The organism is Variovorax sp. UC122_21 (assembly GCF_044056785.1).
In the GTDB taxonomy this organism is placed as follows: Bacteria; Pseudomonadota; Gammaproteobacteria; order Burkholderiales; family Burkholderiaceae_C; genus Variovorax.
The window spans coordinates 2,469,141-2,491,265 of record NZ_CP172004.1 but is presented as its reverse complement, the minus strand read 5'-3'; the positions used below and the strand labels follow the sequence as shown (position 1 = coordinate 2,491,265).

16 protein-coding genes and 1 pseudogene are annotated in these 22,125 nt (G+C 72.1%); 7 read left to right on the top strand and 10 right to left on the bottom strand.

From position 1 onward, the window contains the following. Positions 1–1,890 carry a type VI secretion system baseplate subunit TssF gene (gene tssF / locus ACHMXE_RS24045; protein ID WP_395351756.1) on the bottom strand — a complete coding sequence of 630 codons (1,890 nt, stop codon included), beginning with the start codon at positions 1,888–1,890 and terminating at the stop codon, positions 1–3. Positions 1,891–1,909: 19 nt separating this feature from the next. After that, positions 1,910–2,470: a type VI secretion system baseplate subunit TssE gene (tssE, locus tag ACHMXE_RS24040; RefSeq protein WP_395351754.1), complete on the bottom strand. Its 561-nt coding sequence runs from the start codon at positions 2,468–2,470 to the stop codon at positions 1,910–1,912. 469 nt (positions 2,471–2,939) lie between these two features. Here tssE and ACHMXE_RS24035 point away from each other — a divergent pair, with 469 nt between their 5' ends. Together ACHMXE_RS24035 and ACHMXE_RS24030 are read left to right on the top strand one after the other, a co-directional pair. Further along, positions 2,940–4,340 carry a DUF2868 domain-containing protein gene (locus ACHMXE_RS24035; protein WP_395351752.1) on the top strand — a complete coding sequence of 467 codons (1,401 nt, stop codon included), beginning with the start codon at positions 2,940–2,942 and terminating at the stop codon, positions 4,338–4,340. 61 nt (positions 4,341–4,401) lie between these two features. After that, a pseudogene (locus ACHMXE_RS24030) lies at positions 4,402–5,658 on the top strand (GTPase/DUF3482 domain-containing protein); the annotation flags it as partial. A 411-nt stretch (positions 5,659–6,069) separates the two neighbouring features. On the opposite strand, the gene ACHMXE_RS24025 reads toward ACHMXE_RS24030, so the two are convergent. The 4 genes from ACHMXE_RS24025 to ACHMXE_RS24010 all read right to left on the bottom strand — a co-directional run bounded on the left by ACHMXE_RS24025 (position 6,070) and on the right by ACHMXE_RS24010 (position 10,423). Next, positions 6,070–8,190, bottom strand: coding sequence for a xanthine dehydrogenase family protein molybdopterin-binding subunit (locus ACHMXE_RS24025; RefSeq protein WP_395351750.1), 2,121 nt, complete (start codon positions 8,188–8,190; stop codon positions 6,070–6,072). Between the two features lie 106 nt (positions 8,191–8,296). Beyond that, the gene (locus ACHMXE_RS24020) at positions 8,297–9,247 is read right to left on the bottom strand and encodes an FAD binding domain-containing protein (RefSeq protein ID WP_395351748.1); all 951 of its coding nucleotides are present in this window, start codon (positions 9,245–9,247) and stop codon (positions 8,297–8,299) included. A gap of 36 nt (positions 9,248–9,283) precedes the next feature. After that, positions 9,284–9,940 (bottom strand): (2Fe-2S)-binding protein, encoded by a 657-nt coding sequence (locus tag ACHMXE_RS24015; protein ID WP_395351746.1) that lies wholly within the window; start codon positions 9,938–9,940, stop codon positions 9,284–9,286. Positions 9,941–9,967: 27 nt separating this feature from the next. Next, a complete protein-coding gene (locus tag ACHMXE_RS24010; RefSeq protein WP_395351744.1) occupies positions 9,968–10,423 on the bottom strand; it encodes a DoxX family protein in 456 nt (151 codons plus the stop codon). Between the two features lie 146 nt (positions 10,424–10,569). Between ACHMXE_RS24010 and ACHMXE_RS24005 the strand changes: the two genes are divergently transcribed. Continuing rightward, positions 10,570–11,484 carry a LysR family transcriptional regulator gene (locus ACHMXE_RS24005; protein WP_395351742.1) on the top strand — a complete coding sequence of 305 codons (915 nt, stop codon included), beginning with the start codon at positions 10,570–10,572 and terminating at the stop codon, positions 11,482–11,484. A 60-nt stretch (positions 11,485–11,544) separates the two neighbouring features. On the opposite strand, the gene ACHMXE_RS24000 is transcribed toward ACHMXE_RS24005, so the two are convergent. Further along, positions 11,545–13,458, bottom strand: a complete 1,914-nt coding sequence (locus ACHMXE_RS24000) for a hypothetical protein (protein WP_395351740.1) — start codon at positions 13,456–13,458, stop codon at positions 11,545–11,547. A 256-nt stretch (positions 13,459–13,714) separates the two neighbouring features. On the opposite strand from ACHMXE_RS24000, the gene ACHMXE_RS23995 reads away from it, so the two are divergent. Next, positions 13,715–15,151 (top strand): glycerophosphodiester phosphodiesterase family protein, encoded by a 1,437-nt coding sequence (locus ACHMXE_RS23995; RefSeq protein ID WP_395351738.1) that lies wholly within the window; start codon positions 13,715–13,717, stop codon positions 15,149–15,151. A 43-nt stretch (positions 15,152–15,194) separates the two neighbouring features. Further along, a complete protein-coding gene (locus ACHMXE_RS23990) occupies positions 15,195–15,815 on the top strand; it encodes a hemolysin III family protein (protein ID WP_395351736.1) in 621 nt (206 codons plus the stop codon). 15 nt (positions 15,816–15,830) lie between these two features. Here ACHMXE_RS23990 and ACHMXE_RS23985 read toward each other — a convergent pair whose 3' ends face one another. The 3 genes from ACHMXE_RS23985 to bla all read right to left on the bottom strand — a co-directional run bounded on the left by ACHMXE_RS23985 (position 15,831) and on the right by bla (position 19,459). Then, positions 15,831–17,132 (bottom strand): UDP-N-acetylglucosamine 1-carboxyvinyltransferase, encoded by a 1,302-nt coding sequence (locus ACHMXE_RS23985; RefSeq protein ID WP_093344681.1) that lies wholly within the window; start codon positions 17,130–17,132, stop codon positions 15,831–15,833. A gap of 60 nt (positions 17,133–17,192) precedes the next feature. Continuing rightward, positions 17,193–18,422, bottom strand: coding sequence for an MFS transporter (locus ACHMXE_RS23980; RefSeq protein ID WP_395351733.1), 1,230 nt, complete (start codon positions 18,420–18,422; stop codon positions 17,193–17,195). 146 nt (positions 18,423–18,568) lie between these two features. Continuing rightward, a complete protein-coding gene (gene bla, locus ACHMXE_RS23975; RefSeq protein ID WP_395351731.1) occupies positions 18,569–19,459 on the bottom strand; it encodes a class A beta-lactamase in 891 nt (296 codons plus the stop codon). 339 nt (positions 19,460–19,798) lie between these two features. Here bla and ACHMXE_RS23970 point away from each other — a divergent pair, with 339 nt between their 5' ends. Continuing rightward, entirely contained in the window at positions 19,799–21,859 is a 2,061-nt protein-coding gene (locus tag ACHMXE_RS23970) for a hypothetical protein (protein WP_395351729.1), read from the top strand. 12 nt (positions 21,860–21,871) lie between these two features. Further along, entirely contained in the window at positions 21,872–22,114 is a 243-nt protein-coding gene (locus ACHMXE_RS23965) for a hypothetical protein (RefSeq protein ID WP_395351727.1), read from the top strand. The last annotated feature ends 11 nt before the right edge of the window (positions 22,115–22,125 follow it).

The following is a 22,125-nucleotide window of genomic DNA, read 5'->3' as shown; positions in this document are numbered from 1 at the left end:
CTAGACGATCCCGCGCCCGCCCATGCGCACCGGCCAGCGCGCGACCGTGCCGCGCTGCATCGATTCGAGCGTGGTCTGCGTGAAGACGTTGATGCTCACGTGGCGCGCGAGGTAGCGCTCGAGCACGAGCCCGAACAGGTAGGGGCTGGCGCCCGAGAAGCCCTGCTCGTCCACGCTCAGCGTGCAGGCCACGCCGCGGCCGTAGACCAGCGGCCCGTGGCCCGGCAGCCGGCGCGTGACCGGCGCGATGCGCGAGCCCACGAGCGCATCGACCTGCCGCCGCATCGCCTCGTCGTCGGCCGCGACGAACAGCCGCAGCATGTCGCGCAGCGCCTGCGCGCCCTCGTGCCTCGGCATGCCGGCCAGCGGCAGGTGGTTGAAGCCCAGTTGCCGGATCAGCCGCCAGGCGATCTCGCGCTGCGCGAACGGCGGCCGGGGCGTGCTCGGCGGGCGCACCAGTCCCACCGCCGACACCGGCATCGACTCGGCCGCCGCGAGATCGGCACGGCCGTTGCGCGGCACCAGGCACGGCAGGTCGCGGTTGGTGAGCCAGGCCTGCACCCACAGGCTGCGCAGGCCTTCGGGGTACGGCGCCTCGTGCTGGTCGACCAGCGACACGAACACCTCGGTGCCCACGTACGGCGTACGCGTGCCGTGGCGGCGCGCGGCGTCCGACACCAGCCGCGGCTCGCGCCGCAGCGAGAAGTAGCGCCCGTGGTTGCCCTCGTCCTCATTGAGCGTCTGGTAGAGCGGGCGGAACGGCGTCGGGACCGTGCGGCCCGCCTGCTGGCCCGTCAGCTGCTCGACCGCGTAGACCTCGAAGTCGAGCGGGCGCGAGCGGTCGGGCACGAGATGGAACTCGGTGCGCGCGGCATCGAGTTCGATGCGGTCGGTACGGCGCGGGAACAGGTTGACCACCGGCGTGGCGAACAGCGCGAACTGCGCCGCGTCGACCAGGCCCTGCGCGATGGCCGGGCCCTGGGGCGCCCGCGCGAGCAGCACCACGATCTCGGCCTCGCGCCCCTCGATGCGCGCGAGGCCCGGCGCGAGCTGCGTCAGCGTGAAGAAGAGGAAGCGCTCGGGACAGGCGAAGTACTCGTGCAGCAGGTTGTGGCCATGGAGGCCGTTCCATGTCGGCGGCAGCAGCCCTTCGCCGGGCTCGAGCCCCTCGTGCACCAGCGCCTCGTGCACGACCACGTGCGGGCGCTCGCCGAGCCGCCCGGGCGCGCCCGTGACCGTGGCGACGGCGGCGGTGTGCAGCAGCTCGAACAGGTGCGAGGCCAGGCGCGCATCGCCAACCAGGCAGACCGGCAGCCGGTCGAGCCCGGCCAGCGCCGAGAAGCCCAGCGGTCCGATCGTGCGCAGGCGCAGCCGCAGCGCGCCGCCGACCTGCACCTGCGGCGGCAGGTGGCGCTCGAGCGCCGGCAGGTCGGGCGGCGCGCCCGTGAGGCTGGCCTGCGCGATCTCGAGCGGCCACAGCGTCACGGCCTGGCTCGAGCGGAACTCGCACGGCGTCTGCTCGCCCGGCGCCACCTTCGCATGGAAGGCCGTGCCGCGCGGCACGACGAAGCCGCGCCGCAGGTCGCCCTCGTTCGCGCTCGGATGCAGCTGCGCCACCGCCATCGAGGGCGTGGGACTCAGGTAGTGGGGATGCATCACCTCGAGCAGCCGCTGCGTGAAGCGCGGGAACTCGGCATCGAGCTTGATGCGCATGCGCGCCGACAGGAAGCTGAAGGCCTCGATCAGCCGCTCGACATGAGGATCGGCCACCTCGATGCCCTGCATGCCGAGCCGGTGCGCGATCTTCGGATGGGCGGCGGCGAACTCGGCCGCGGCCTCGCGCATGTAGACCAGTTCCTGGTTGTAGGCCTCGAGCATTCGGGGGTCCATGGCGGGCGCTCCCGGGGTCTCAACGTTCGACAGGCGTCATGCGCACGCGGCGCGACTCGAGGTCCACCGTGCCGTGCACCATGAACTCGAGCGGACAGGGCCGATGGTCGATCAGCGCATGGATCTCGAAGCGCAGTTCGTTGCCCGGGTCGTCCGCGCCGGCCAGCGGCACGATGCGCAGCGAGTCGGCAACCAGGCGCGGTTCGTAGTCGCGGATCGCGCGCCGCAGCATGCGTTCGAGTTCGCTCCAGCGCCGCTGCGACGCATGGCCGCCCGCGAACGCGGGCACGCCGAAGTTCAGCGTGGAGGCCGCGGCCAGCGCGTGGCGCGCGCGATCGATGCGGTCCTCGGCGCTGGTGGTGTTGAGCAGGAAGGAGAGGTCGCGCCGCACGATCTCGCGCAGCCGCGCGGGGCTCGCCGCCGCGTCGGACATGGTGTCGCGCCGCTGGCCCGGCGCCTCGTCGCGCAGCCGGTCAAACAGCGTGGGCAGAAGCCACGCATGCGGGCGCCGCGCAGGCGCATGGCCCGCTCGCGCCACGCGCGCGCCGGGATGCATGGGGTCGATGAAATCGTCGGACATGGTCGCTACCTCCGCAAAGGCCGCCGAGTGTGGCGGCCCGCGCGATGCGGCAGTGCAAACAATGGTCACGCCGCCGCGCGCCGGCGCAGACAGGCCGCGGAAGCGGGAGATATGTCATGCGCGGCCCCGCGAGTCCTACAGAACCCGCCGCCCCCCGCCGACACCTCCCCCACCCCTCGCGCAGTGATGCTGGGACCATCGTCAACAACGTGGAGTGCTCGCGGTGAATTCCATCATTTACATCGTCGGTCTGGTCGTCGTGGTCGTGGCCGTGCTTTCGTTCTTCGGCCTGCGCTGAAAGACGTCAGTCCCCCTCGAACCATCCACACCTCAGAAAGAACGGGGCCGCCACGCGGCCCCGTTTTGCTGTGGGGGCGCCGGGCATAATCCGCGCGCTGAGCCGCCCTCGGCCGAGGGCTCGATTCGTCGGCTTTCCGCCGGCGCCGCCTCTGTTCGCGAAGGGACGCTGTTGACCACCACCGCACTGCGCGAGGACCCCGACTTTTCCGATGCGGTGATCACCGAGGCGATCCGATGGGCCGAGCAGAACGGCCCGCTCGACGACGCGCAGGCCATGCGCATCGCCGCGCAGGCGCCGCACACCGCGGCGCGCATCGCTGAACGCGCGCGCCAGCTCGGCGAACGGCTGGGACTGCAGGCCGAACTGCGGCGCGCGCGCCAATGGTCGCCCTGGGTACTGCTCGGGCTCGTGGCCCTCATCGTCATGGCCGGCCTCGCGCTCGCGGGCAACGTGGTGGGTGGCGGCGAGCGACACATCAACGTGATCGTCGCGCTCGTGAGCCTGCTCGGCGTGCACCTGCTGACGCTGCTGCTGTGGCTGCTCGGCCTGTGGCTGCCGCTCGCGTCGTTCGGCTCGGCCTCGCTGGGCTGGATCTGGCTCTCGCTGACCGCGCGCGTGGCCGGCGGCCGGCATGGGCAGGCGCCGCTGCTCGTGCGCGCCTCCACCGACCTGCTGGGCCGCGCGAAGCTGCTGCCCTGGGCCTTCGGCATCGTGAGCCACGGCATCTGGTCGCTGTCCTTCGCGGTGGTGCTGGCGGCGATGCTGTTCGCGCTGGCCTTCCGCAGCTACACGCTGAGCTGGGAGACCACCATCCTCGACCCCGCCTTCTTCGTGCGCGCGGTCGATGCGCTGGGCTGGGCGCCGTCGAAGCTGGGCTTCCCGGTGCCCGATGCCGCCACCGTGCTGGCCGCCGCGCCGCCGGCCTCGGGCCAGCGCACCTGGGCGCTGTGGCTCACCGGCTGCATCCTCACCTACGGGCTGCTGCCGCGCCTCGTGCTGCTGGGCTGGAGCGCCGCCGTGTGGCGCCTGCGCCGCCAGGCGCTGCGGCCCGCGCTCGATGCGCCCTACTACCGCCAGCTCGCGGCCCGCTTCGCGGCGCTCGCGCCCAGCGCCATCGTCGATGCCGATCCGGGCCGCCGCGCGCGCGAGGCGCCCGTGGGCCTCGCGCCCTCGGACCTGCGCGACCTGCGCGTGCTGGTCGGTTTCGAACTGCCGCCCGACATCGCCTGGCCGCCCGAAGGCTTGCCCGCCGACCTGCGGCTCGAGCGCATCGACGGCAGCGCCCCCGAGCGCCGCGCGCTGCTCGACCGCCTCGCGCTCGCGCGGCCGCGCAGCGTGGTGCTGGCCTGCCGCGCGGCCGCGAGCCCCGACCGCGGCACCGAGCGCTTCGTGCGCGACCTGCTCGCGCACAGCGGCGAGTGCCGCCTGTGGCTGATCGCCGAGGGCGGCAACGACGGCCCGGCGGTCGCGCGCTGGCTCGCGTGGCTGCGCGACGCCGGCCTCGAGCGCGTGGCCGCGGGCACCTCGCTCGCCGAGTTGCTTGGCTCCACCGACACCGTCGTGCCATGAGCGCCGCGCCGGGCCGCCCCAAGCACGCTCGCACCGCAGTGCGAAGCACGAAGGTACTTCGATGAGCGACCCGATCCGCATCGCCGTCGTCGGCCACACCAACGCCGGCAAGACCTCGCTGCTGCGCACGCTCACGCGGCGCATCGATTTCGGCGCGGTGTCCGACCGCCCCGGCACCACGCGCCATGTCGAGTCGGTCGACCTCGAGATCGATGGCCATCCCGCCGTGCGCTTCTACGACACGCCGGGCCTCGAGGACGCGGTGGCCCTGCGCGAGCACCTCGCGCGCATCGATCCCGCGGGCCAGGCCACGCCGCCCGAGCGCATCCGCCGCTTCCTGCAGGGCCCCGAGGCGCACGGCACCTTCGAGCAGGAGGCCAAGGTGCTGCGCGCCATGCTCGACATCGACGCCGCCTTCCTCGTGATCGACGTGCGCGAACCGGTCCTGCCCAAGTTCCGCGACGAGATCGAACTGCTCAATGCCTGCGCGCGGCCGGTGCTGCCGGTGCTCAACTTCGTGCGCGACGGGGCCAGCCGCGAAGCCGCGTGGAAGGAACTGCTCTCGGCCTATGGCCTGCACGTGCAGGTGCGCTTCGACGCGGCCGCGCCCTTCGTCGGCGCCGAGCGCGATCTCTACGGCGACCTCGCGACCCTGCTGCGCGACCGGCGCGAACTGCTGCGCGGCGTGGCCGACGCGCTCGAGGCCGAGGCCGCGGCGCGTCGCCGCGCGGCCGCCACGCGCGTGGCCGAGCTGCTGGTCGATGCCACCGCGCTGCGGCGCAGCGTGCCGGCCGCCGAGTTCGCCGATCCCGCGCGCCGCGACGCGCTGGTCGCCGCGCTGCGCAAGACCGTGTTCGACAAGGCGCAGCGCTGCGCCGACGACCTGCTCGCGCTCTACGGCTTCCGCCAGGGCGACGCGGCCGAGGCGCCGCTGCCGATGATCGAGGGCCGCTGGGCGCTCGACTTCTTCAACCCCGAGGCGATGAAGGACGCCGGCCTGCGCCTGGGCAAGGGCGCGGCCATCGGCGCCGCGGTCGGCGCGGTGGCCGATCTCGCGGTGGCCGGCCTCTCGCTCGGCGCCGGCGTGGCGCTGGGCGGCGCCATCGGCAGCGCGGTGTCGCAGGGCTGGGGCCCGCTGGGCCGAAAGCTCGCCAACAAGCTGCGCGACGTGCACGAGCTCACCGTGGAAGACGGCGTGCTGTTCACCCTCGCGGCCTGGCAACTGCAGCTCGCGCGCGCGCTCGAGCGCCGCGGCCATGCGGCCACGCAGCGCATCGAGGCGGTGGACGGCCGCGTCGATACGGCCGGCGAAGCCATCGCCGCCGCGCTGCGTGCCGCGCAGCCGGCGCGCAGCCATCCCGAGTGGGAGAGCGGCCAGGGCGCGGCCGGTGCCTTGCAATCGATGCGCGCGCTGTGGGCGGCCCGCGCCGCAGCGCGAGGCGCTGGTGGCCACGCTCGCCGGGCTGCTGCAGGGCGGCTTCGACGTCTGAGGCGTCGTTGTGGCTCGATAGGGGATCGGGATCGGGCAGCCGTACGCAGAGGACGCGAAGGTTTCGCGAAGAACGCAAAAGAACAGCCTTTGAAGGTGGGCTGCGCCCTCTCAAAGGTTGTGCTTCTTCGCGGGGACTGCGAAGCCCGCAGCCCATGCGCAATGGCAGCCCACCTTTCTCCGGTCTTCCTTTCGCGTCCTTCGCGAAACCTTCGCGTCCTCTGCGTCCGGCCCCCGAATTCAGTCGAGCAGGTCCTCCAGCCGCAGCGGCAGCCGCCGCAGCCGCTTGCCCGTGGCATGGAACACCGCGTTCACGATCGCGGGCGCCACGCCCACCATCGCGACTTCGCCGAGCCCCTTCACGCCGAGCGCGTTGAAGCGCGTGTCGGGCTTGCCGACGAAGCCGACCTCGATGCGCCCGATGTCGGCCGCCACCGGCAGCACGTACTCGGCCAGGTCGGCATTGAGGAAGCCGCCATGGCGCGGATCGACCTCGCTGGCCTCGCGCAGCGCGGCGCCGATGCCCCAGACCACGCCGCCCTCGACCTGGCTGCGCGCGGTGCGCGGACTCGCGACCGCGCCGCAGTCGGCCACGCTCACCACGCGCGGCACGCGGATGCGGCGCGTGGTCGGCTCGATGCGCACCTCGACGAAGTGCGCGATGAAGCTGAAGCCCACGTAGTCGGGATAGACCGGCCCGGCCGCGGCCGGCAGCCCGCCCGTGAGCCGGCCGTAGACCTGCTCGGGCTGGCCGGGCGCGCGACGCCGGCTCTCGGCCTCGGCCTGCGCGCGGCCCGAAGCGCGCAGCAGCTCGAGCGCGGTGGCGTTCGCGCCCGCGCCGGGCGCACGGGTGCGCAGGTCCTCCATCAATCGCTGCGCCGCCTCCTGCACCGGCGGCAGCACGGTCGCGGTGCCCCAGGAGCCGGCCGTCAGGTGCTGCGGCGCGGCACCGGTGTCGCCGAGCGCGATCTCCACCGCGGCCACCGGTGCGCCCAGCACGCGCGACACGGTGAGCGCGATCGCGGTGCGCATGCCCTGCCCCATCTCGTGCCCGCCCACGGCCACGCGCACGCGGCCGTCGCCGGCCAGACTCACGGTGGCGAAGGCCGGCGCCATCGCGGCCTTGTAGGCGCCCACGGCCACGCCCCAGCCGATGCGGCTGCCGTCGGCGGCGCGCATCGAACCCGGCGCCATGTCGCGCCGCGCCCAGCCGAAGGCCTCGCTGCCCTGCACCAGGCACTCGGCCAAGTGGCGCGAGGAGAAGGGCTTGCCGCTCAGCGGATCGACCGCGGTGTCGTTGGCGAGCCGGAAGGCCACCGGGTCGCGGCCCAGCAGGTAGGCCATCTCGTCGACCGCGCTCTCGAAGGCGAAGGCCGCCGGATGCTCGAAGGGCGCGCGCATGTAGCCCGGCGTCTGCACGTCGGTGCGCACCAGCCGGTCGCGGCCGAGGAAGTGCCTGACGCCGTACAGCCGCGAAGTGATCTCGCTGCCGCTCGAGGGAAAGAGGTCGTGGCGCGAGGTCTGCTGGTCGATGTCGTGCACGGCCGCGACCAGCCGGCCTTCGCGGTCCGCGCCCAGGCGCACGTGGTGGCGGCTCGCGGGCCGGAAGCTGGCGTTGTGGAACAGCTGCGCGCGCGTCAGCACCAGCTTGACCGGCCGGCCGAGCTCGCGCGCGGCGATCGCCACCGCCGCGGTGTGCGACTGCAGCGAGTTCTTCTGGCCGAAGCCGCCGCCCAGCGTGGGCGAGAGCACACGCACGCGCGCCGGCTCGATGCCGAGCTGCTTCGCGAGGCCGTGGCGCACGCCCTCTGCGTTCTGCGTCGGCTCGCGCACGGTCAGCACGCCCTCGTTCCATTCGGCCACGGTCGCGATGATCTCCATCGGGTTCTGGTGCTGGATCGGCAGCTCGTAGCGCGCCTCCACCGTGAAGGCCGCCGCGGCCAGCGCGGCCTCGGCATCGCCCACGCGGCGGTCGGCGAACATCGGCTGCGGCAGCAGCGCGGACTGCGCCTGCGGCTGCGCGTCGGACGCATCGATGCCGGCGACGAAGGGCTGGGCCTCGTAGCGCACCGCCACCAGCGCCGCCGCCTCGCGCGCGGCCTCGAGCGTGTCGGCAACCACCATCGCGACGGGCTGGCCGCGGTAGGCGATCTGCGCCGAGCGCAGCGGATAGAAGCTCTGGAAGCCGAAACCGCCGCCCATCAGGAAGCCGCCCGACTCGAAAGCGCCGATGTTCTGGTGCGTGTAGATCTTGCGCACGCCGCGCACGCGCTCGGCGGCGCCGGTGTCGATGCGTGCCACGCTGCCGCGCGCGATGCGCGACGGCACCGAGCGCGGCATGCAGCAGGCCGGCGCGCGCATCGTCGGCCGCATAGCGGGTGGCGCCGCGCACCTTGTCGTGCGCATCGACGCGCTCGGCGCCGGGTCGCGCGCCGCGTGGGGGATTGCTTGTCGTGGTTGCCATGGTTCAGCTCCTGTCCCGGGCCAGCATCAGCGCGTCGGTCACCGTCTCGATGCCGAGCGCCACCTTGAAGCCGTTGTGTTCGAGCGGCTTCGCCTGCGCGAACGCGATCTCGGCCGCGCGTCGCGCCGCGGCCTGCGTGAAGGGCCGCCCGACCAGGCTGCGCTCGGCCTCGAGCGCGCGCCACGGGTGCGTGGCGACGCCGCCGAGCGCGATGCGCGCATCGACCACGCGGTTGGCGCGCAGGTGCAGGCCCACGGCGGCCGAGGCCAGCGCGAAGGCATAGGACTCGCGGTCGCGGATCTTGTGGTACGTCGAGGCCCTGCCCGCCGGCGTGCGCGGCACGCGGACGCGCACGATCAGCTCGTCGGCCGCGAGCACGGTCTCGAGGTGCGGCGTGGCGCCGGGCGCGCGGTGCAGCTCGCGCACGGCCACCGTGCGTTCGCCGCGCGGGCTCAGCGTGTCGACCTGCGCATCGAAGGCCGCGAGCGCCACCGCCCAGTCGCCCGGGTAGACCGCCACGCAGGCCTCGCTGCCGCCGAGCACCGCATGGCCGCGGTTCACGCCGGCCAGTGCCGCGCAGCCGCTGCCGGGCACGCGCTTGTTGCAGGCGAACTCGGGGCCGCCGCGGAAATAGGCGCAGCGCGTGCGCTGCAGCAGATTGCCGCCCACGCTCGCCATGTTGCGCAGCTGCTGCGAGGCGGCCTTCCATAGCGACTCCGACAGCGCGGTGAACTCGCGCTGCACCACGGGATGCTCGGCCACGTCGCTCATCGCGGCGAGCGCGCCGATGCGCAGCTCGGCCCGGTCGCCGGCGTCGATCTCGCGCAGGCCCTCGATGCGGCCGATGTCGATGACGGTGGCCGGCGCTTCCACGCCGAGCTTCATCAGGTCGAACAGGGTGGTGCCGCCCGCGAAGTAGCGCGCGCCGGGCTGGCTGCGCGCCAGCAGTTGCACGGCCTCGCGCCGCTGCGCGGCCGGTGGTAGGCGAAGTCATGCATGGCGGCGGCCCTCCATGGCTTCGGTCTCGGCGCGCATGCGCGGGGCGGCATCGCGGATCGCCTCGAGGATGCCGGCGTAGGCGCCGCAGCGGCAGAGGTTGCCGCTCATGTACTCGCGGATCTGCGCCTCGCTGGTGGCATGGCCCTCGCGCACGCAGGCGATGGCGGCCATCACCTGGCCCGGCGTGCAGTAGCCGCACTGCAGCGCATCGTGGTCGACGAAGGCCTGCTGCATCGGATGCAGCGTGCCGTCGGGCGCGGCGATGCCCTCGATGGTGGTGACGGTGCAGCCGTCGGCCTTCACGCCCAGCGTGAGGCAGGAGGCGACGCGCCGGCCGTCGAGGTGCACGGTGCAGGCGCCGCACTGGCCGTGATCGCAACCCTTCTTGGCGCCCGTGAGGCCGAGCTGCTCGCGCAGCACGTCGAGCAGCGAGGCGCGCGGCTCGAGCTGCAGCGCATGCGGCTGGCCGTTGATGACGACGCGGGTGTCGATGCGCGGCGGCGCGGGCGGGGCCGTGGCCTCCTGCGCGCTCGCCAGACCGGTGCCCGCGGCACCGGCCGCACCGGCGGCGCCGGCCGCGGTGCTCATCATGAAGGTGCGCCGGTTCAGCGCGGGCGCGCCGGTGCCGGAGGATGCGGTGGGATTCATCGTGGCTTCCTTTCTTTCTTCTTCCGTTCAGACTTCGCGCCCGATGCGCGCATCGAGCGACAGCCGGCCGCCGCCGCGCGCCAGCAGGCACAGCGCGATGAAGAACAGCATCAACGGGTATTCGAAGCCGCGGTCGATCCACGGGAAGGTCGGGCCCATCACGTAGCAGATGACCAGCATCTGCGCCGCGACCATCGCGGCGACCACGCGCGTGAGCAGCCCGGCCGCCAGCATCAGCCCGCCCACGCCCTCGAGGATGGCGACGAACCAGCCCAGCAGCTCGGCGCCCGGCAGGTGCAGCACGTTGGCGATCAGGTTGACCGAGCCCTTCATCGGGTCGGCCATGCTGCCGTGGCTGCGGCCCAGCAGCTTGGGCAGGCCGTGGGTCACGAGCATCAGGCCGAAAGCCAGGCGCAGCAGCGCGTAGCTCAGCGGCTCGAAGCGGTCATAGGTGCCGCGCAGGCGCGGAAAGATCAACTGCATGGGGGTCGCTCCTCGGAAGGAAAAAGGTGACGAGGCGCGGCGGGATGGCCGCGCGCTGGCAGTCTCTCTGTTCTGAACTGGCGAATAAATACGCGAATCTCGCCAATACAATTCAATGGCAGCCAACAATCCACCGAGCTCATTCCATGGACCGATTCGACGCCATGCGCCTGTTCACCCGCATCGTGGAGCTCGGCAGCTTCACGCAGGCCGCGGCCGCGCTCGAGCTGCCGCGCGCCACGGCCACCCATGCGATCAAGGAGCTCGAGGCCCGGCTGCAGGTGCGTCTGCTCGAGCGCACCACGCGCCAGGTGCGCACCACCGTCGACGGCCAGGCCTACTACGAGCGCTGCCGCCACCTGCTGCTCGAACTCGAGGACGCCGAGTCCTCGCTCGCGCAGCTCGCGGTCAATCCGCGCGGGCGGCTGCGCATCGACATCCATGGCGCGGCCGCCAACGACATCGTGCTGCCGCGCATCGGCGACTTCCATGCGCGCTATCCGAACATCGTGCTCGCCGTGGGCAGCGGTGACCGGCTCGTGGAGCTGGTGCGCGAGGGCGTCGATTGCGTGGTGCGCGCGGGCGAGCCCAAGGACTCCTCGCTGGTCACGCGCCGGCTCGCGCTGCTGCCGCAGGTGACCTGCGCGAGCCCGGCCTACCTGGCCGAACGCGGCACGCCGCTGACGCCGGCCGACCTGCTGAGCCAGCAGCACCTGGCGGTGAACTTCTTCTCGTCCTCGCGGCCCGACCACTTCCCCTACCTGTTCGAGGTGAACGGGCGCATCGAGCAGGTCGTGCTGCCCGACTGGATCAGCGTGAACAACGCCGACAGCTACAAGACCTGCGCCGAGCAGGGCTGCGGGATCATCCAGGTGCCGCGCTATCACATCGAGCGCCAGCTGCGCGCCGGCACGCTGGTCGAGATCCTCGCCGACACGCCCTGCCCGCCGATGGTCTATTCGGTGCTCTACCCGCAGCACCGGCTGCTGTCGCCGCGCGTGCGGGTGTTCGTGGACTGGGTGACGGCGCTCTATGCCGAGCGCTTCGGGGCGCTGAAGTAGCGCCATGCCGTGGGACCGTGCCGCGCCGGCAGGCATGGCCGCGGCATCCGGGCCGGCCGCTCATTCATCGTCCGACAGCTGCGCCAGCTTGACGCGCAAGGTCTCGCGCTCGCTATCGAACAGCAGCGGAAGCGCCAGCCATTGCTCGTAGAGCGTGGCGATCCAGCAGCAATAGCCGCTGTCGGGCCGATGCGCCTCCAGGCGCTCGAAGCACTGATGGATGTCGAGCATGTGGGCCGGTTCATGGCGGCCGATCCACGCGAGCGCACGGATCGCCGCACAGGTCGACCAATCGGCGGGACCGAGCATCGCGGAGAGCAGCAGCTCGCGCCGCCGCGAACCCTGCCAGCCCTCGTCAACCTGCGCCAGGACCTGCGCCGCGACCATCTGCACGCGCGGTACCCAGGCCAGCGCCTCGGTGCCCGCCGGCAGCGCGGGTGGATGCACCATGCAAGCCAGCACCTCGAGCGAACGGTCTTGCCCCGACGCGGGACCGAGGGCCAGCGCCGCGTGGCTGGCGGCGGCCCAGTTGGCATCCGGTTCATAGGGCATCCGGGCCAGCCCGGCGATGCGTTCGAGCACCTCCGGCGCAGGAGCCGGCAATGCCGGGCTCGCATCGGTGCCGTCGTAGCGCCACAGCGAATGTGCCACCGGACCGGCCGGCTCCCGCGGATCGGGATGCGGGATGCCGCCGATCCGCACCGCCAGAGTCACGGGCTGATCCAGTGCCGCCAGCGCCAGCGTGAAAGCCAGGGCATTGGAAGGCGCCTCGATCGAGGACAGGCTCATCGTCAAGCGATTCGGCCGAGACGGCTCGGTGCTGTTGCCGGCCGGCGGGGCGGCCCGAAGCGACGCCAGCAGCTGGCGCAGCGTATTGGCGCTCGCGTCCTCCGGCTCGGGCAGCCTGTCGAACGCGGCATGCCAGAGCCGCTGCGCCCGCGCATTGCCTGCCTGGGCGGCTTCGAGGACGCGGTCGATCCACTGCGCGTCTCCCGTCAGCTTCCATTGGCAATACCACTGCGAGGCCTGCGCCCAGTCATGATGGGCCTCCTGCGCAAGCACATGGTCGTACCCCTGCAGCGCCTGTGTCCAGTCATGGTTCTCGAGCCAGCCATCCGCCATCTCGAGAAAGGTGCTGAGCTCTTGCGGTTCGAACGCGATCGCACGGCGAAAGGCCTGCTCGGCCTCGGGCATGCGCCGCTGCTGGCGCAACACCAGGCCGATCGCCGTCGCCGCATGCCAGTCGGAAGCTTCGGCCAGTGGCCCGGCCAGCCGCAGCGCATCGTCGAACAGGCCGGCGCGCCGCAGGAAGCCGATCCGCAGCATCCACCACTGCGCCTGGAACTCGTCCGGCGGCGCGATGCGCGCCAGCACCCGTGCCCAGCGCTGCATCGACAAGAGTCGGCGGGCGCTGCTGAGTCGGGCTTCGGAGGACTGCGTCAGCATCGTCTTGGCCAGGCGCATCTGCAGCCCGACGGAGAGCGACTCGATCGCTCCCGCGGGCTCGAGCCACTCGAGCAGCCAGGCACTCAGCCTGCCAGCGCCCTCGGGTTCCGACTGCACGATCTCCACCACGAGTTCGGTGGCCTCCTCCAGCCGGCCATCGCGCCGCCAGAGCCATGCCCGCAACGCCTCGGGGCCCGCGTACCTTTGCTGTTCAGGAGGCAGCAGCGTCTCGGCGGCACCGCTGCCCGCCTTGTGCGCATAGCGCCCGGCCAAGGCCAGCGAGTCCGCATCGGTCGGCGCCATCAGCAGCAGATTGCCCAGGTGCTGCGCGCCATGCGCGAGTTCGCCGACCATCTCGAGTGAGTTGCGCGCGATCCATCGCTCGAACTCGAAGGTGCCGGCGCGAAGTTCCACCGCGCCGCTTTCCTTCGGCGCCGCGTCCACCGCGTTCTGCGGCGCGACGCGACCGCCGATCCAGCGTTTCCACCCTGACATCGCCTTGTTCTCCCTCGATTGCACATCGCGCACATCGCGCAGGACATTGCCTGGCCTCGCCCATCGAGCGCGAATGTACCGGACGCAAACCCTTCTTCGATGGACGCCGCCTCATGGCCACGCATCCGCGTTGAAAGCGGCACGCAGGCCGGTGCTCGGCCAGCGGGTCGGAGGCTTCATGACGCCACGATGTCGCTGCCGCGGGCCGTTGCGCCAGTCATGGTTCCGTCATGGGTCAAACCTAGCATCCGGCGGCCTTCTGGCCATATCCAACACGCAAAAAACAACCATGACCTCAAAGCTTCCCGCGCCCGCACCCCGTCCCCTGCGTGCCGCCTTCGTCGCGCTCGGCGGCAGCCTCGTCATCGCCGCCTGCGGCGGTGGTGGTGGCGGCAGCGCCTTCGTCCCGGTCATTCCGTCCGCTCCGGCGCCTGCCCCTGCCCCCGCCCCGGCACCGACCCCGCTGGGCACGCTCGACGGCTCGGTGCCCCTGGTGATCGGCCACCGCGGCCTGCCCGGCCTGTTCCCGGAGGAAACCCAGAAGGCCTACGAAGCGGCCGCCGATGCCGGCGCCGATTCGCTCGAGACCGACCTGCACCTGACCAAGGACTGCGTGCTGGTCGCGCGCCACAACCCCTGGCTCAGCGACAACACCGACATCGCCGACGTCGCGAAGACCAACGCCACCGTGGCCGCGCGCAAGCGCACCGTGCCCGGCGTGCGCGTCGACGTGACCTACCCGGCGATTCCCGCCAACGGCCCGGCGAAGTACCTGAGCGACCTGACCGATCCCAAGGATCCGAAGTCGGTGCTCAAGTCGCTGGTCGTCGACGGCGAGGACCACACCAACGACTGGTCGATCACCGACTTCACGCTGGCCGAACTCAAGCAGTGGATCCACGGCACCACCTACGACGCGAAGGACGAGCGCCCGACCGAGCTGAACGGCAAGCTGCCGATCCTGAGCTTCCAGGAAGTGATCGACATCATGCGTGCCAAGGCCAAGGCCACCGGCCGCACGATCACCGTGTATCCGGAAACCAAGAACCCGATCTGGAACAACGCCCAGGCGATCGCCAACGGCTGCGGCCCGGCCGGCAGCCACCCGCTGGAAGACGCGCTGCTCAAGGCGATGAACGCCAACGACCTGAACCGCAAGGACGCACCGATCTTCGTGCAGAGCTTCGACCCGGTGAGCCTCAAGTACCTGCGCTCGGCCGGCCTGAAGGCGCGCGCGGTGCAGCTGGTCGACGGCAACGACATCGACTTCAAGACCGGCGAGATGATCTACGTCACCACCGACGACTACACCTTCGTCGACGGCCGTCCCTACAGCTGGACCCTCGCGGGCGACCCGCGCTGGTTCGGCGCGATGCTCACGCCCGCCGGCCTGGCCGAGGTCAAGACCTATGCCGACGGCATCGGCCCGTGGAAGCCGCAGGTGATGGCGCACACGATCGTTCCGTTCAAGACGCCCAACAAGGGCATGGTCGAAGCCAACACGATCAAGCCCACCAGCCTGATCGCCGACGCCCACAAGGCCGGCCTGTTCGTTCACAGCTACACCTTCCGCAACGAGTCGCGCTACCTGGCCGCCGTCTACAAGGGCGACCCGAAGGCCGAGTACCTCGCGTACTTCCGCGCCGGCATCGACGGCGTGTTCTCGGACTTCGCGAACACGGCCTTCGACGCGCGCCAGGACTACCTGAAGGAAACCGGCCGCTGAGCCGGCTCGCGGCGGACCGACCGAAGCAGGCAGGCGGCACACCATGTACCCGGGCGAACGACTCAACGGGTACAGCCACCTGCTCGGCCTGCTGCTCGCCCTGCCGGCGGCCGTGCTGCTGCTGGCCAAGACCCTGCCCACGGGCGACCCGGCGAAGATCGCCGGCTCGCTCGTGTTCTCGCTCTCGGCGGTCGCGCTCTACGCGGCCTCCACCCTGTTCCACAGCACGCGCGGCCGGCGCAAGCGCCTGTGGGAGTGCGCCGACCATTGCGCGATCTACCTGCTGATCGCCGGCACCTACACGCCGTTCGCACTCGTGATGCTCGAAGGCGCCTGGGCCTGGGTGCCACTGCTGGCGATGTGGGGCGCGGCCGCGGTCGGCATCCGACGCGAGCTGCTGGCCGCGCGCGGCGCGCCCGTGAAGCCCTCGCTGCCGCTGTACATCGGCATGGGCTGGCTCGCGATCGCGGCGGCCGTGCCGCTGGCGATGCAGCTCGAGGGCGGCGGCCTCGCATGGCTCCTGATCGGCGCCGTGCTCTACACCGCGGGCACGGTCTTCTATCGCAACCGCCGGGGCTTCCGGCATGCGCATGCCGTGTGGCACCTGTTCGTGCTCGGGGGCACGGTCAGCCATTACGTGGCGGTGGGCTGGTTCGTGCTGTAGCGAACCCGCTTACTTCTACTCCTCGCTGGTCCACTCCACCTGCACGCCCAGGCTGCGCAGGTTCTCCACGAAGCGCGGATGCGCGCGGCGGATCGGCGTGGCGTTGCGGATCTCGGAGCGGCCCTCGATGCTCGAGGCCACCATGAACAGTGCGATCGCCACGCGGATGATGTAGGGGCTCTCGACCACCGCGGGCACCAGCGGGGCACCGCCGAAGGTGATGAGCCGGTGCGGGTCGGACGAGAACACGTGGGCGCCGAACTTCGAGAGCTCGCCGGTCCAGCCGAGCGCGCCGTCGTAGACCTTGTTCCAGAACATCGCGTTGCCCTGCGCGCGCACGCCCAGCGCGATGAAGATCGGCAACAGGTCGACCGGGAAGTACGGCCACGGCGCGGCCTCGACCTTGGTCAGCACGTTGGCGGTGAAGGGCGTCTGCACCTTCAGCGGCCCCGAGCGCACGGCGCGCGACCAGCCGTCCTCGTGCACGATCTGCACGCCGAACTTGGCGAAGGTGCGGTCGATCAGCGGGAAGTTGGCCGGCGCGCTGTTGCGCACCACCACGTCGCCGCCGGTGATGGCGCCGAGCGCGAGGAAAGTGGTGATCTCGTGGAAGTCCTCGTCGAAGCGGAACTCGCCGCCGCCCAGCGCATGGCCGCCATGCACCGTGAGGCGCGAGGTGCCGATGCCGTCGATGCGCGCGCCGATCATGGCCATGAAGCGGCAGAACTCCTGCACGTGCGGCTCGGAGGCGGCGTTGGTCAGGGTCGAGGTGCCCTCGGCACCGACCGCGCACAGCACGAAGTTCTCGGTGGTGGTGACCGAGGCGTAGTCGAGCCAGTGGTCGGTGGGCACCAGGCGCCCGTCGGTGCGCACCAGCAGCGAGCCTTCGGCGCGCTCGACCTGGCCGCCGAAGCTGCGGAACACCTCGACGTGCGGATCGATCTCGCGCACGCCCAGCGTGCAGCCCTTGACGTTGTCCTCGAGCCGCGCCACGCCGAAGCGCGCCAAGAGCGGCGGCACCAGCATGATCGAGGAGCGCATCTCCTCGGGCAGCCGGTGGGCGGCGGCGTCGAACACGGTGTCGCGGTGGTGCAGCGCGAGCGTGCCGGTGGCGTGGTCGAGCTGCACCTCGCTGCCCAGCGTGCGGAAGATGTCGAGGATCTTGCGCACGTCGGTGATGTCGGGCACGCCGTGCAGGCGCAGCGGCTCGCGCGTGAGCAGGGTGGCGCAGAGGATCGGCAGCACCGCGTTCTTGTTGGCCGACGGCGTGATGCGGCCGCGCAGCGGCGTGCCGCCGTGGACGATGAGATTGGACATGTGTGTCGGGACCCCCGTGTGGGGTGGATGATAGGCGGCGCCAGGACGCGGCAGGCTTCGCTAGGACTCGTGGCCCGGCGTGCGGCGCGGAATCCAGTGGGCCAGCACCCCGGCCGCGGCGAAGGCGAGCCCGCCCGTGACCGCGATGCCCGCGGCCAGCGACAGGCTGCCCGCGAGGAAGGACAGCAGCGCCGGCCCGCAGGAGGCACCGATGTCGGACATCAGCCGCCACACGCCGAGGAAATGCGCGCGGCCGTGGCGCGGCGAATGGTCGGCGCCCAGGGTCATGATCATTCCCGAGCCGATGCCGTTGCCGAAGCCGATGGCCAGCGCCGCGACCAGCAGCGTGGCGGCGCCCGTGGTCAGCGGCATCAGCAGCATCGCGAGCCCCATGATCAGCATCGAGGGCACCGCGACCCAGCGCCGGCCCTTCTGGTCCATCACCTTGCCGGCCGGGTAGAACACCAGCATGTCGATGCCGCCGGCCATGCCGTAGATCAGCGAGGCCACCGAGGGCGCCAGCGCGAGATGGTCGGCCCACAGCGGGATCACCGCCTGGCGCGAGGCGCGCACCGCGCTGACCAGGGTCACGGCGATGCCCAGCGTGAGGAACACGCGGCGGTGGTCGCGCAGGGTCGAGACGATGGTGGGCTTCGCGGGCGCGGCCTGGCCCGGCGGCGCGGGCGGCAGCTCGAGGTCGGGAATGCGCGCACCGAGGATGGCCGCGCCGGCCACCGCCACGATGCCCAGCACATAGGCCGCCATCAGGCCGAAGAAATGCACCGCGCCAGCCGCCAGGAAGGGGCCGATGAACATGCCGATGCGCATCACGCCGCCCAGGGTGGACAGCGCCCGCGCGCGGTACTCGACCGGCACCGCCTCGCTCATGTAGCTCTGGCGCGCGAGGTTGTAGACCGCCTGCGACATGCCGACCATGAAGCAGCCGAGCGCGAACAGGCCCAGGTGCGAGGTCCACACGCACAGCGCCATGCCGAGCGCGCTCCAGGCGCCGGCCGCCACGATGGCCCAGCGCTCGCCCCAGCGCATGGTGATCATCGAGGCCGGGATGTTGTTGAGCAGCGAGCCGATGCCGATCAGCGCCATCACCAGCGCCGCCATCGGCACCGAGGCGCCGAGCTCGCGCGCCGTGAGCGGCACGATCGGCAGGATCGCGCCCTCCCCGATGCCGAACAGCAGCGAGGGGCCGAAGGCCGGCACCGCGATGCGCCACAGCGAGAACGAGGGCTGGGAGGAGGACGAGGAGGTGGAGACGGCGGGCGGGGACGACATGCGGCGGGGGCTCTGGCTGGATGCCCTGGCCGCGCGGGGCGCGCAAGGCGCGGCCATTGTCCCGCCGATGGCGCCAGGGCGCAGGCGCGCCGCGCAGTGCCCGATGGGGCGGGTACGGCATTGCGGCCCGCAAGCAGCGCGGGCGCTCAGCCCCGCATCGCGTTCGCCACGATGCGCACCGCCGACGCCACCACGTCGTTGCGCGTCTTCGCGCCCTTGTCGCCCGGGAAGGTCAGGTAGACCGCGAGCACCAGCGGCGCGCCCGAAGCCGGCCACAGCACGCCGACGTCGTTGTTGGTGCCGTAGTCGCCCGCGCCGGTCTTGTCGCCCACGGTCCAGCCGGCCGGCACGCCGGCCACGAAGCGCTCCTTGCTGGTGGTGTTGCCGCGCAGCCAGGCCTCGAGCCGCGCGCGCTGCGGCGCGGCCAGCGCATCGCCGAGCACCAGCCGCTGCACGCTGGCGGCCATCGCGGCCGGGCTGGTGGTGTCGCGCGGATCGCCGGGGATGGCGCTATTGAGCTCGGTCTCCCAGCGGTCGAGGCGGAACACCGTGTCGCCGATGGAGCGTGCATAGGCCGTGACGCCGGCCGGCCCGCCGAGCTGGTGCATCAGCATGTTGGCCGCGGCGTTGTCGCTGTACTGCAGCGTGGCGGCGCACAGGTCGGCCACGGTCATGCCGTCGGCCAGGTGCTTCTCGGTGATCGGCGAATTGGGCAGCAGCTGGGCGCGGGTGTAGCTCAGGCGGCGCTCGAGCAGCGCCGGCTCCTGCGCGGTGGCGCGCTGCAGGATCGCGGCCGCGAGCATCAGCTTGAAGGTGCTGCACATCGGAAACAGCTCGTTGCCGCGGTGCGCGATGCGCGCGCCGCTGCCGGTGTCGAGCGCGTGCACGCCCAGGCGGCCGCCGCAGTCGCGCTCGAGCGCGGCGAGCCGGGCCTCGGCGTCCGGGCCGGAGGCGGCGGACCAGGCCGTGCAGGCGCTCGCGAGCGGCACCGCGCTGGCGGCGGCGAGGAGCGTACGGCGTCGGATCGGTGTGTTCATGGGTGTCTTGGTGCGAAGGGAGTGGTTGGACGAGACCGCATCGTAGGAACGGGTGCCCCGCGCCGCCAGCGCGAGCGGGGCGGCGGGCGTCCCGGCTGTATCGGGTGTAACGGCGCCTTCCTGCGCCTTCGTCGGCCTGCGCTGTCGCGGCGCTGTCATGCGCGTCGCGCAGCATCCGTGGCATTGGTTGTATTTGTGGACTTTGTTGTAAATCACATTCATCTGCCCAAGTGCACATGAATGCATCGATCGACGGCAGGCCACGCGCGACCGCGAATGCCTTCGTGCCGGGGCGGCCTTGAGCCCGCCCCGGCGATCTTGACCTGCCGGAGTTCCCCGATGACAACGCCGAGAGGCCGCCTCGCGCGCGCCGCCCTGTGCCTGACCCCCGTGCTACTGCTGGCCGCCTGCGGCGGCGGTGGCGGTGGTTCGCCCCCCTTCCTTCCCGTTGCGCCGCCCGCGCCGGCTCCCGCACCCGCGCCCTCCCCGGCGCCGGCACCGCGCCCCAAGGCGCTGGTCATCGGCGTCGACGGCGTGCAGTACGCGGCCCTGCAGCAGGCGCTTGGCGATGCGCGCATGCCCGCGCTGCAAGGCCTGGGCACCTTGCTGCCCTCCTACACCGGCGGCGTGATCGGCCGGCGCACGCAGCAGCAGGCCACCGACGGACCGTCGTGGGCCACGCTGCTGACCGGCGGCTGGGCCGACCGGCACGAGATCCGCTCCAACTACGAAGGCCAGGCCTTCCGCGCCGACACGGTCTTCAAGCTGCTCAAACAGCGCCGCGCCGACACCCGCAGCGCGGTGGTCGCGAGCTGGAGCGGCCTGCCGCAACTGCTGCGCACCGACAAGGCCGCGGGCTACCTCGAGCTCGCGAAGGACTGCGACGGCAGCGACGACTGCGTCTCGACCGAGGCCGCGGGCGCGCTCGAGAGCGGCGGCTACGACCTCGTGGTGGCCGACTACCAGGGCCCGGCGCAGGTCGCCGACGTGGCGGGCTACGGCACCGACTACCAGAACGCGCTCGCGCAGGTCGACAAGCAGATCGCCACGCTGCGCTCCGCGCTGGCGCGGCGCCGCGCGGCCCAGCCGCAGGAGGACTGGCTGGTGGTCGTCGCCACCACCCACGGCCTGGGCGCCACCGGCGTGGCCGACGGCATTCCGGTGCCGTCGAACCTCGCGACCGCGCTGGTGCTCGACCGCCGCGCCAACCTCGACGCAGCAGCGCCGGCCGGGCTGCCCGCGAACATCGCGGACTGGTACGGCTACGCCTCCACGGCCGACATCGCGCCCACCCTGCTGACCCACCTGTCGGCCCTGCCCGCTGCCGACAAGTACGCGATCGACGGCGCGCCGCTGCTGGGCGCGCCCGGCGTGCGCCAGCTCGCTGCGTTGGCCAACGACAAGCGCAACGGCATCCGCCTGAGCTGGACGCTGCCGGCCCCGGTCGCCTCCATCACGGTGCTGAGCGATGGCGCGCCCGTGGCCACGCTGCCCGGCACCGCCCTCGGCTTCGAGGACACCACCATGCCCTTCGACGCCAGCGGCACCTACGCCTACGACTACACGGTGATGGCCGACAAGACGCCGGTCTCGCTGCGCGCCTCGCTCGACTACGTGAAGCCGATCGTGCTGCTGCCCAGCGTGGCCAACGGCCTCACGCACCTGTTCCCGCTGAATGGCGCGCTCGGCGACCGCATCGCCGGTGGCCAGGTCTTCGCGCCCTGGGTCAAGGGCGCCACCGCGGTCTACGCGGCGGCCGGCGACGGACCGCTGGGCAGCGGCACGCGCGCGCTGCTGTCGACCGACTACACCGGCACCAAGGTCTGCACCGCCTGCGACGGCGGCTACTCGATCCCGACCGCCAGCGTGACCAGCACCAGCGCGCCCTTCAGCTTCGGCTTCTGGTTCCGCTCCGACGCCACCCGCTCGGGCATGCCGGTGATCTCGAACAAGGACTGGGGCAGCGGCTCCAACCCGGGCATCGCGATCGGCCAGTACGGCAGCGCGCTGCGCTTCAACATCGGCCGCGGCGGCGAGCGCGTCGGCGACAAGGACCTGGGCTTCAGCGCCAACACCTGGGCCTATGTGGTGATGACGGTGGACGTGTCGGCGCTGAAGGCGAACTACTACGTGTTCGACCCCTCGCTGGGCCTGCAGAGCAGTTCGGTGACGCTGACCGGCGCCTTCGCGGCCGCGCTCAACGGCCTCAACAAGGGCTTCTCGCTCAACGAGGACGGCGACGGCGGCTACGGCCCGAACTACCGCAACGGCAATGCGAGCAACACCATCGCCGGGCGCTTCGACTTCGCCGAGTTCGCGACCTGGAACCGCGTGCTGAGCGCGGCCGAGATCGAGTCGATCGCGCGCTCGCGCGGTTCGCTGACCACGCTGGTGCCCTGAGGAGAGACACGCATGCGCAACCCAACGATGCAACGCGCGGCCTGCGCCCTGGCGCTGCTCGCCGCCACCGTGCTCACGGCCTGCGGCGGCGGCGGAGGGGGTGGCGGCCCCATCGCCCTGCCCCCGGCCACGGGCCTCGTGCCCAACGACCCGGCCACCGCCGGCCCGCCGGCCGAGGCGCTGACCCCGCCGGGCGGCACGCCCGATTCCCAACTGCCGCCGCGCCGTCCCGAGTCGGTGCGCTGCGCGCCCTGAGCCCGAACACC

Excerpts from the sequence above, each read along its gene's own strand:
- ACHMXE_RS23985 (WP_093344681.1), bottom strand. The coding sequence starts at position 17,132 with ATGTCCAATCTCATCGTCCACGGCGGCACGCCGCTGCGCGGCCGCATC.
- ACHMXE_RS24015 (WP_395351746.1), bottom strand. The coding sequence starts at position 9,940 with ATGAATCCCACCGCATCCTCCGGCACCGGCGCGCCCGCGCTGAACCGG.
- tssE (WP_395351754.1), bottom strand. The coding sequence starts at position 2,470 with ATGTCCGACGATTTCATCGACCCCATGCATCCCGGCGCGCGCGTGGCG.
- ACHMXE_RS23990 (WP_395351736.1), top strand. The coding sequence starts at position 15,195 with ATGTACCCGGGCGAACGACTCAACGGGTACAGCCACCTGCTCGGCCTG.
- ACHMXE_RS23995 (WP_395351738.1), top strand. The coding sequence starts at position 13,715 with ATGACCTCAAAGCTTCCCGCGCCCGCACCCCGTCCCCTGCGTGCCGCC.
- ACHMXE_RS23970 (WP_395351729.1), top strand. The coding sequence starts at position 19,799 with ATGACAACGCCGAGAGGCCGCCTCGCGCGCGCCGCCCTGTGCCTGACC.
- ACHMXE_RS23980 (WP_395351733.1), bottom strand. The coding sequence starts at position 18,422 with ATGTCGTCCCCGCCCGCCGTCTCCACCTCCTCGTCCTCCTCCCAGCCC.
- tssF (WP_395351756.1), bottom strand. The coding sequence starts at position 1,890 with ATGGACCCCCGAATGCTCGAGGCCTACAACCAGGAACTGGTCTACATG.
- ACHMXE_RS23965 (WP_395351727.1), top strand. The coding sequence starts at position 21,872 with ATGCGCAACCCAACGATGCAACGCGCGGCCTGCGCCCTGGCGCTGCTC.
- ACHMXE_RS24010 (WP_395351744.1), bottom strand. The coding sequence starts at position 10,423 with ATGCAGTTGATCTTTCCGCGCCTGCGCGGCACCTATGACCGCTTCGAG.
- ACHMXE_RS24025 (WP_395351750.1), bottom strand. The coding sequence starts at position 8,190 with ATGCGCGCGCCGGCCTGCTGCATGCCGCGCTCGGTGCCGTCGCGCATC.
- bla (WP_395351731.1), bottom strand. The coding sequence starts at position 19,459 with ATGAACACACCGATCCGACGCCGTACGCTCCTCGCCGCCGCCAGCGCG.
- ACHMXE_RS24005 (WP_395351742.1), top strand. The coding sequence starts at position 10,570 with ATGGACCGATTCGACGCCATGCGCCTGTTCACCCGCATCGTGGAGCTC.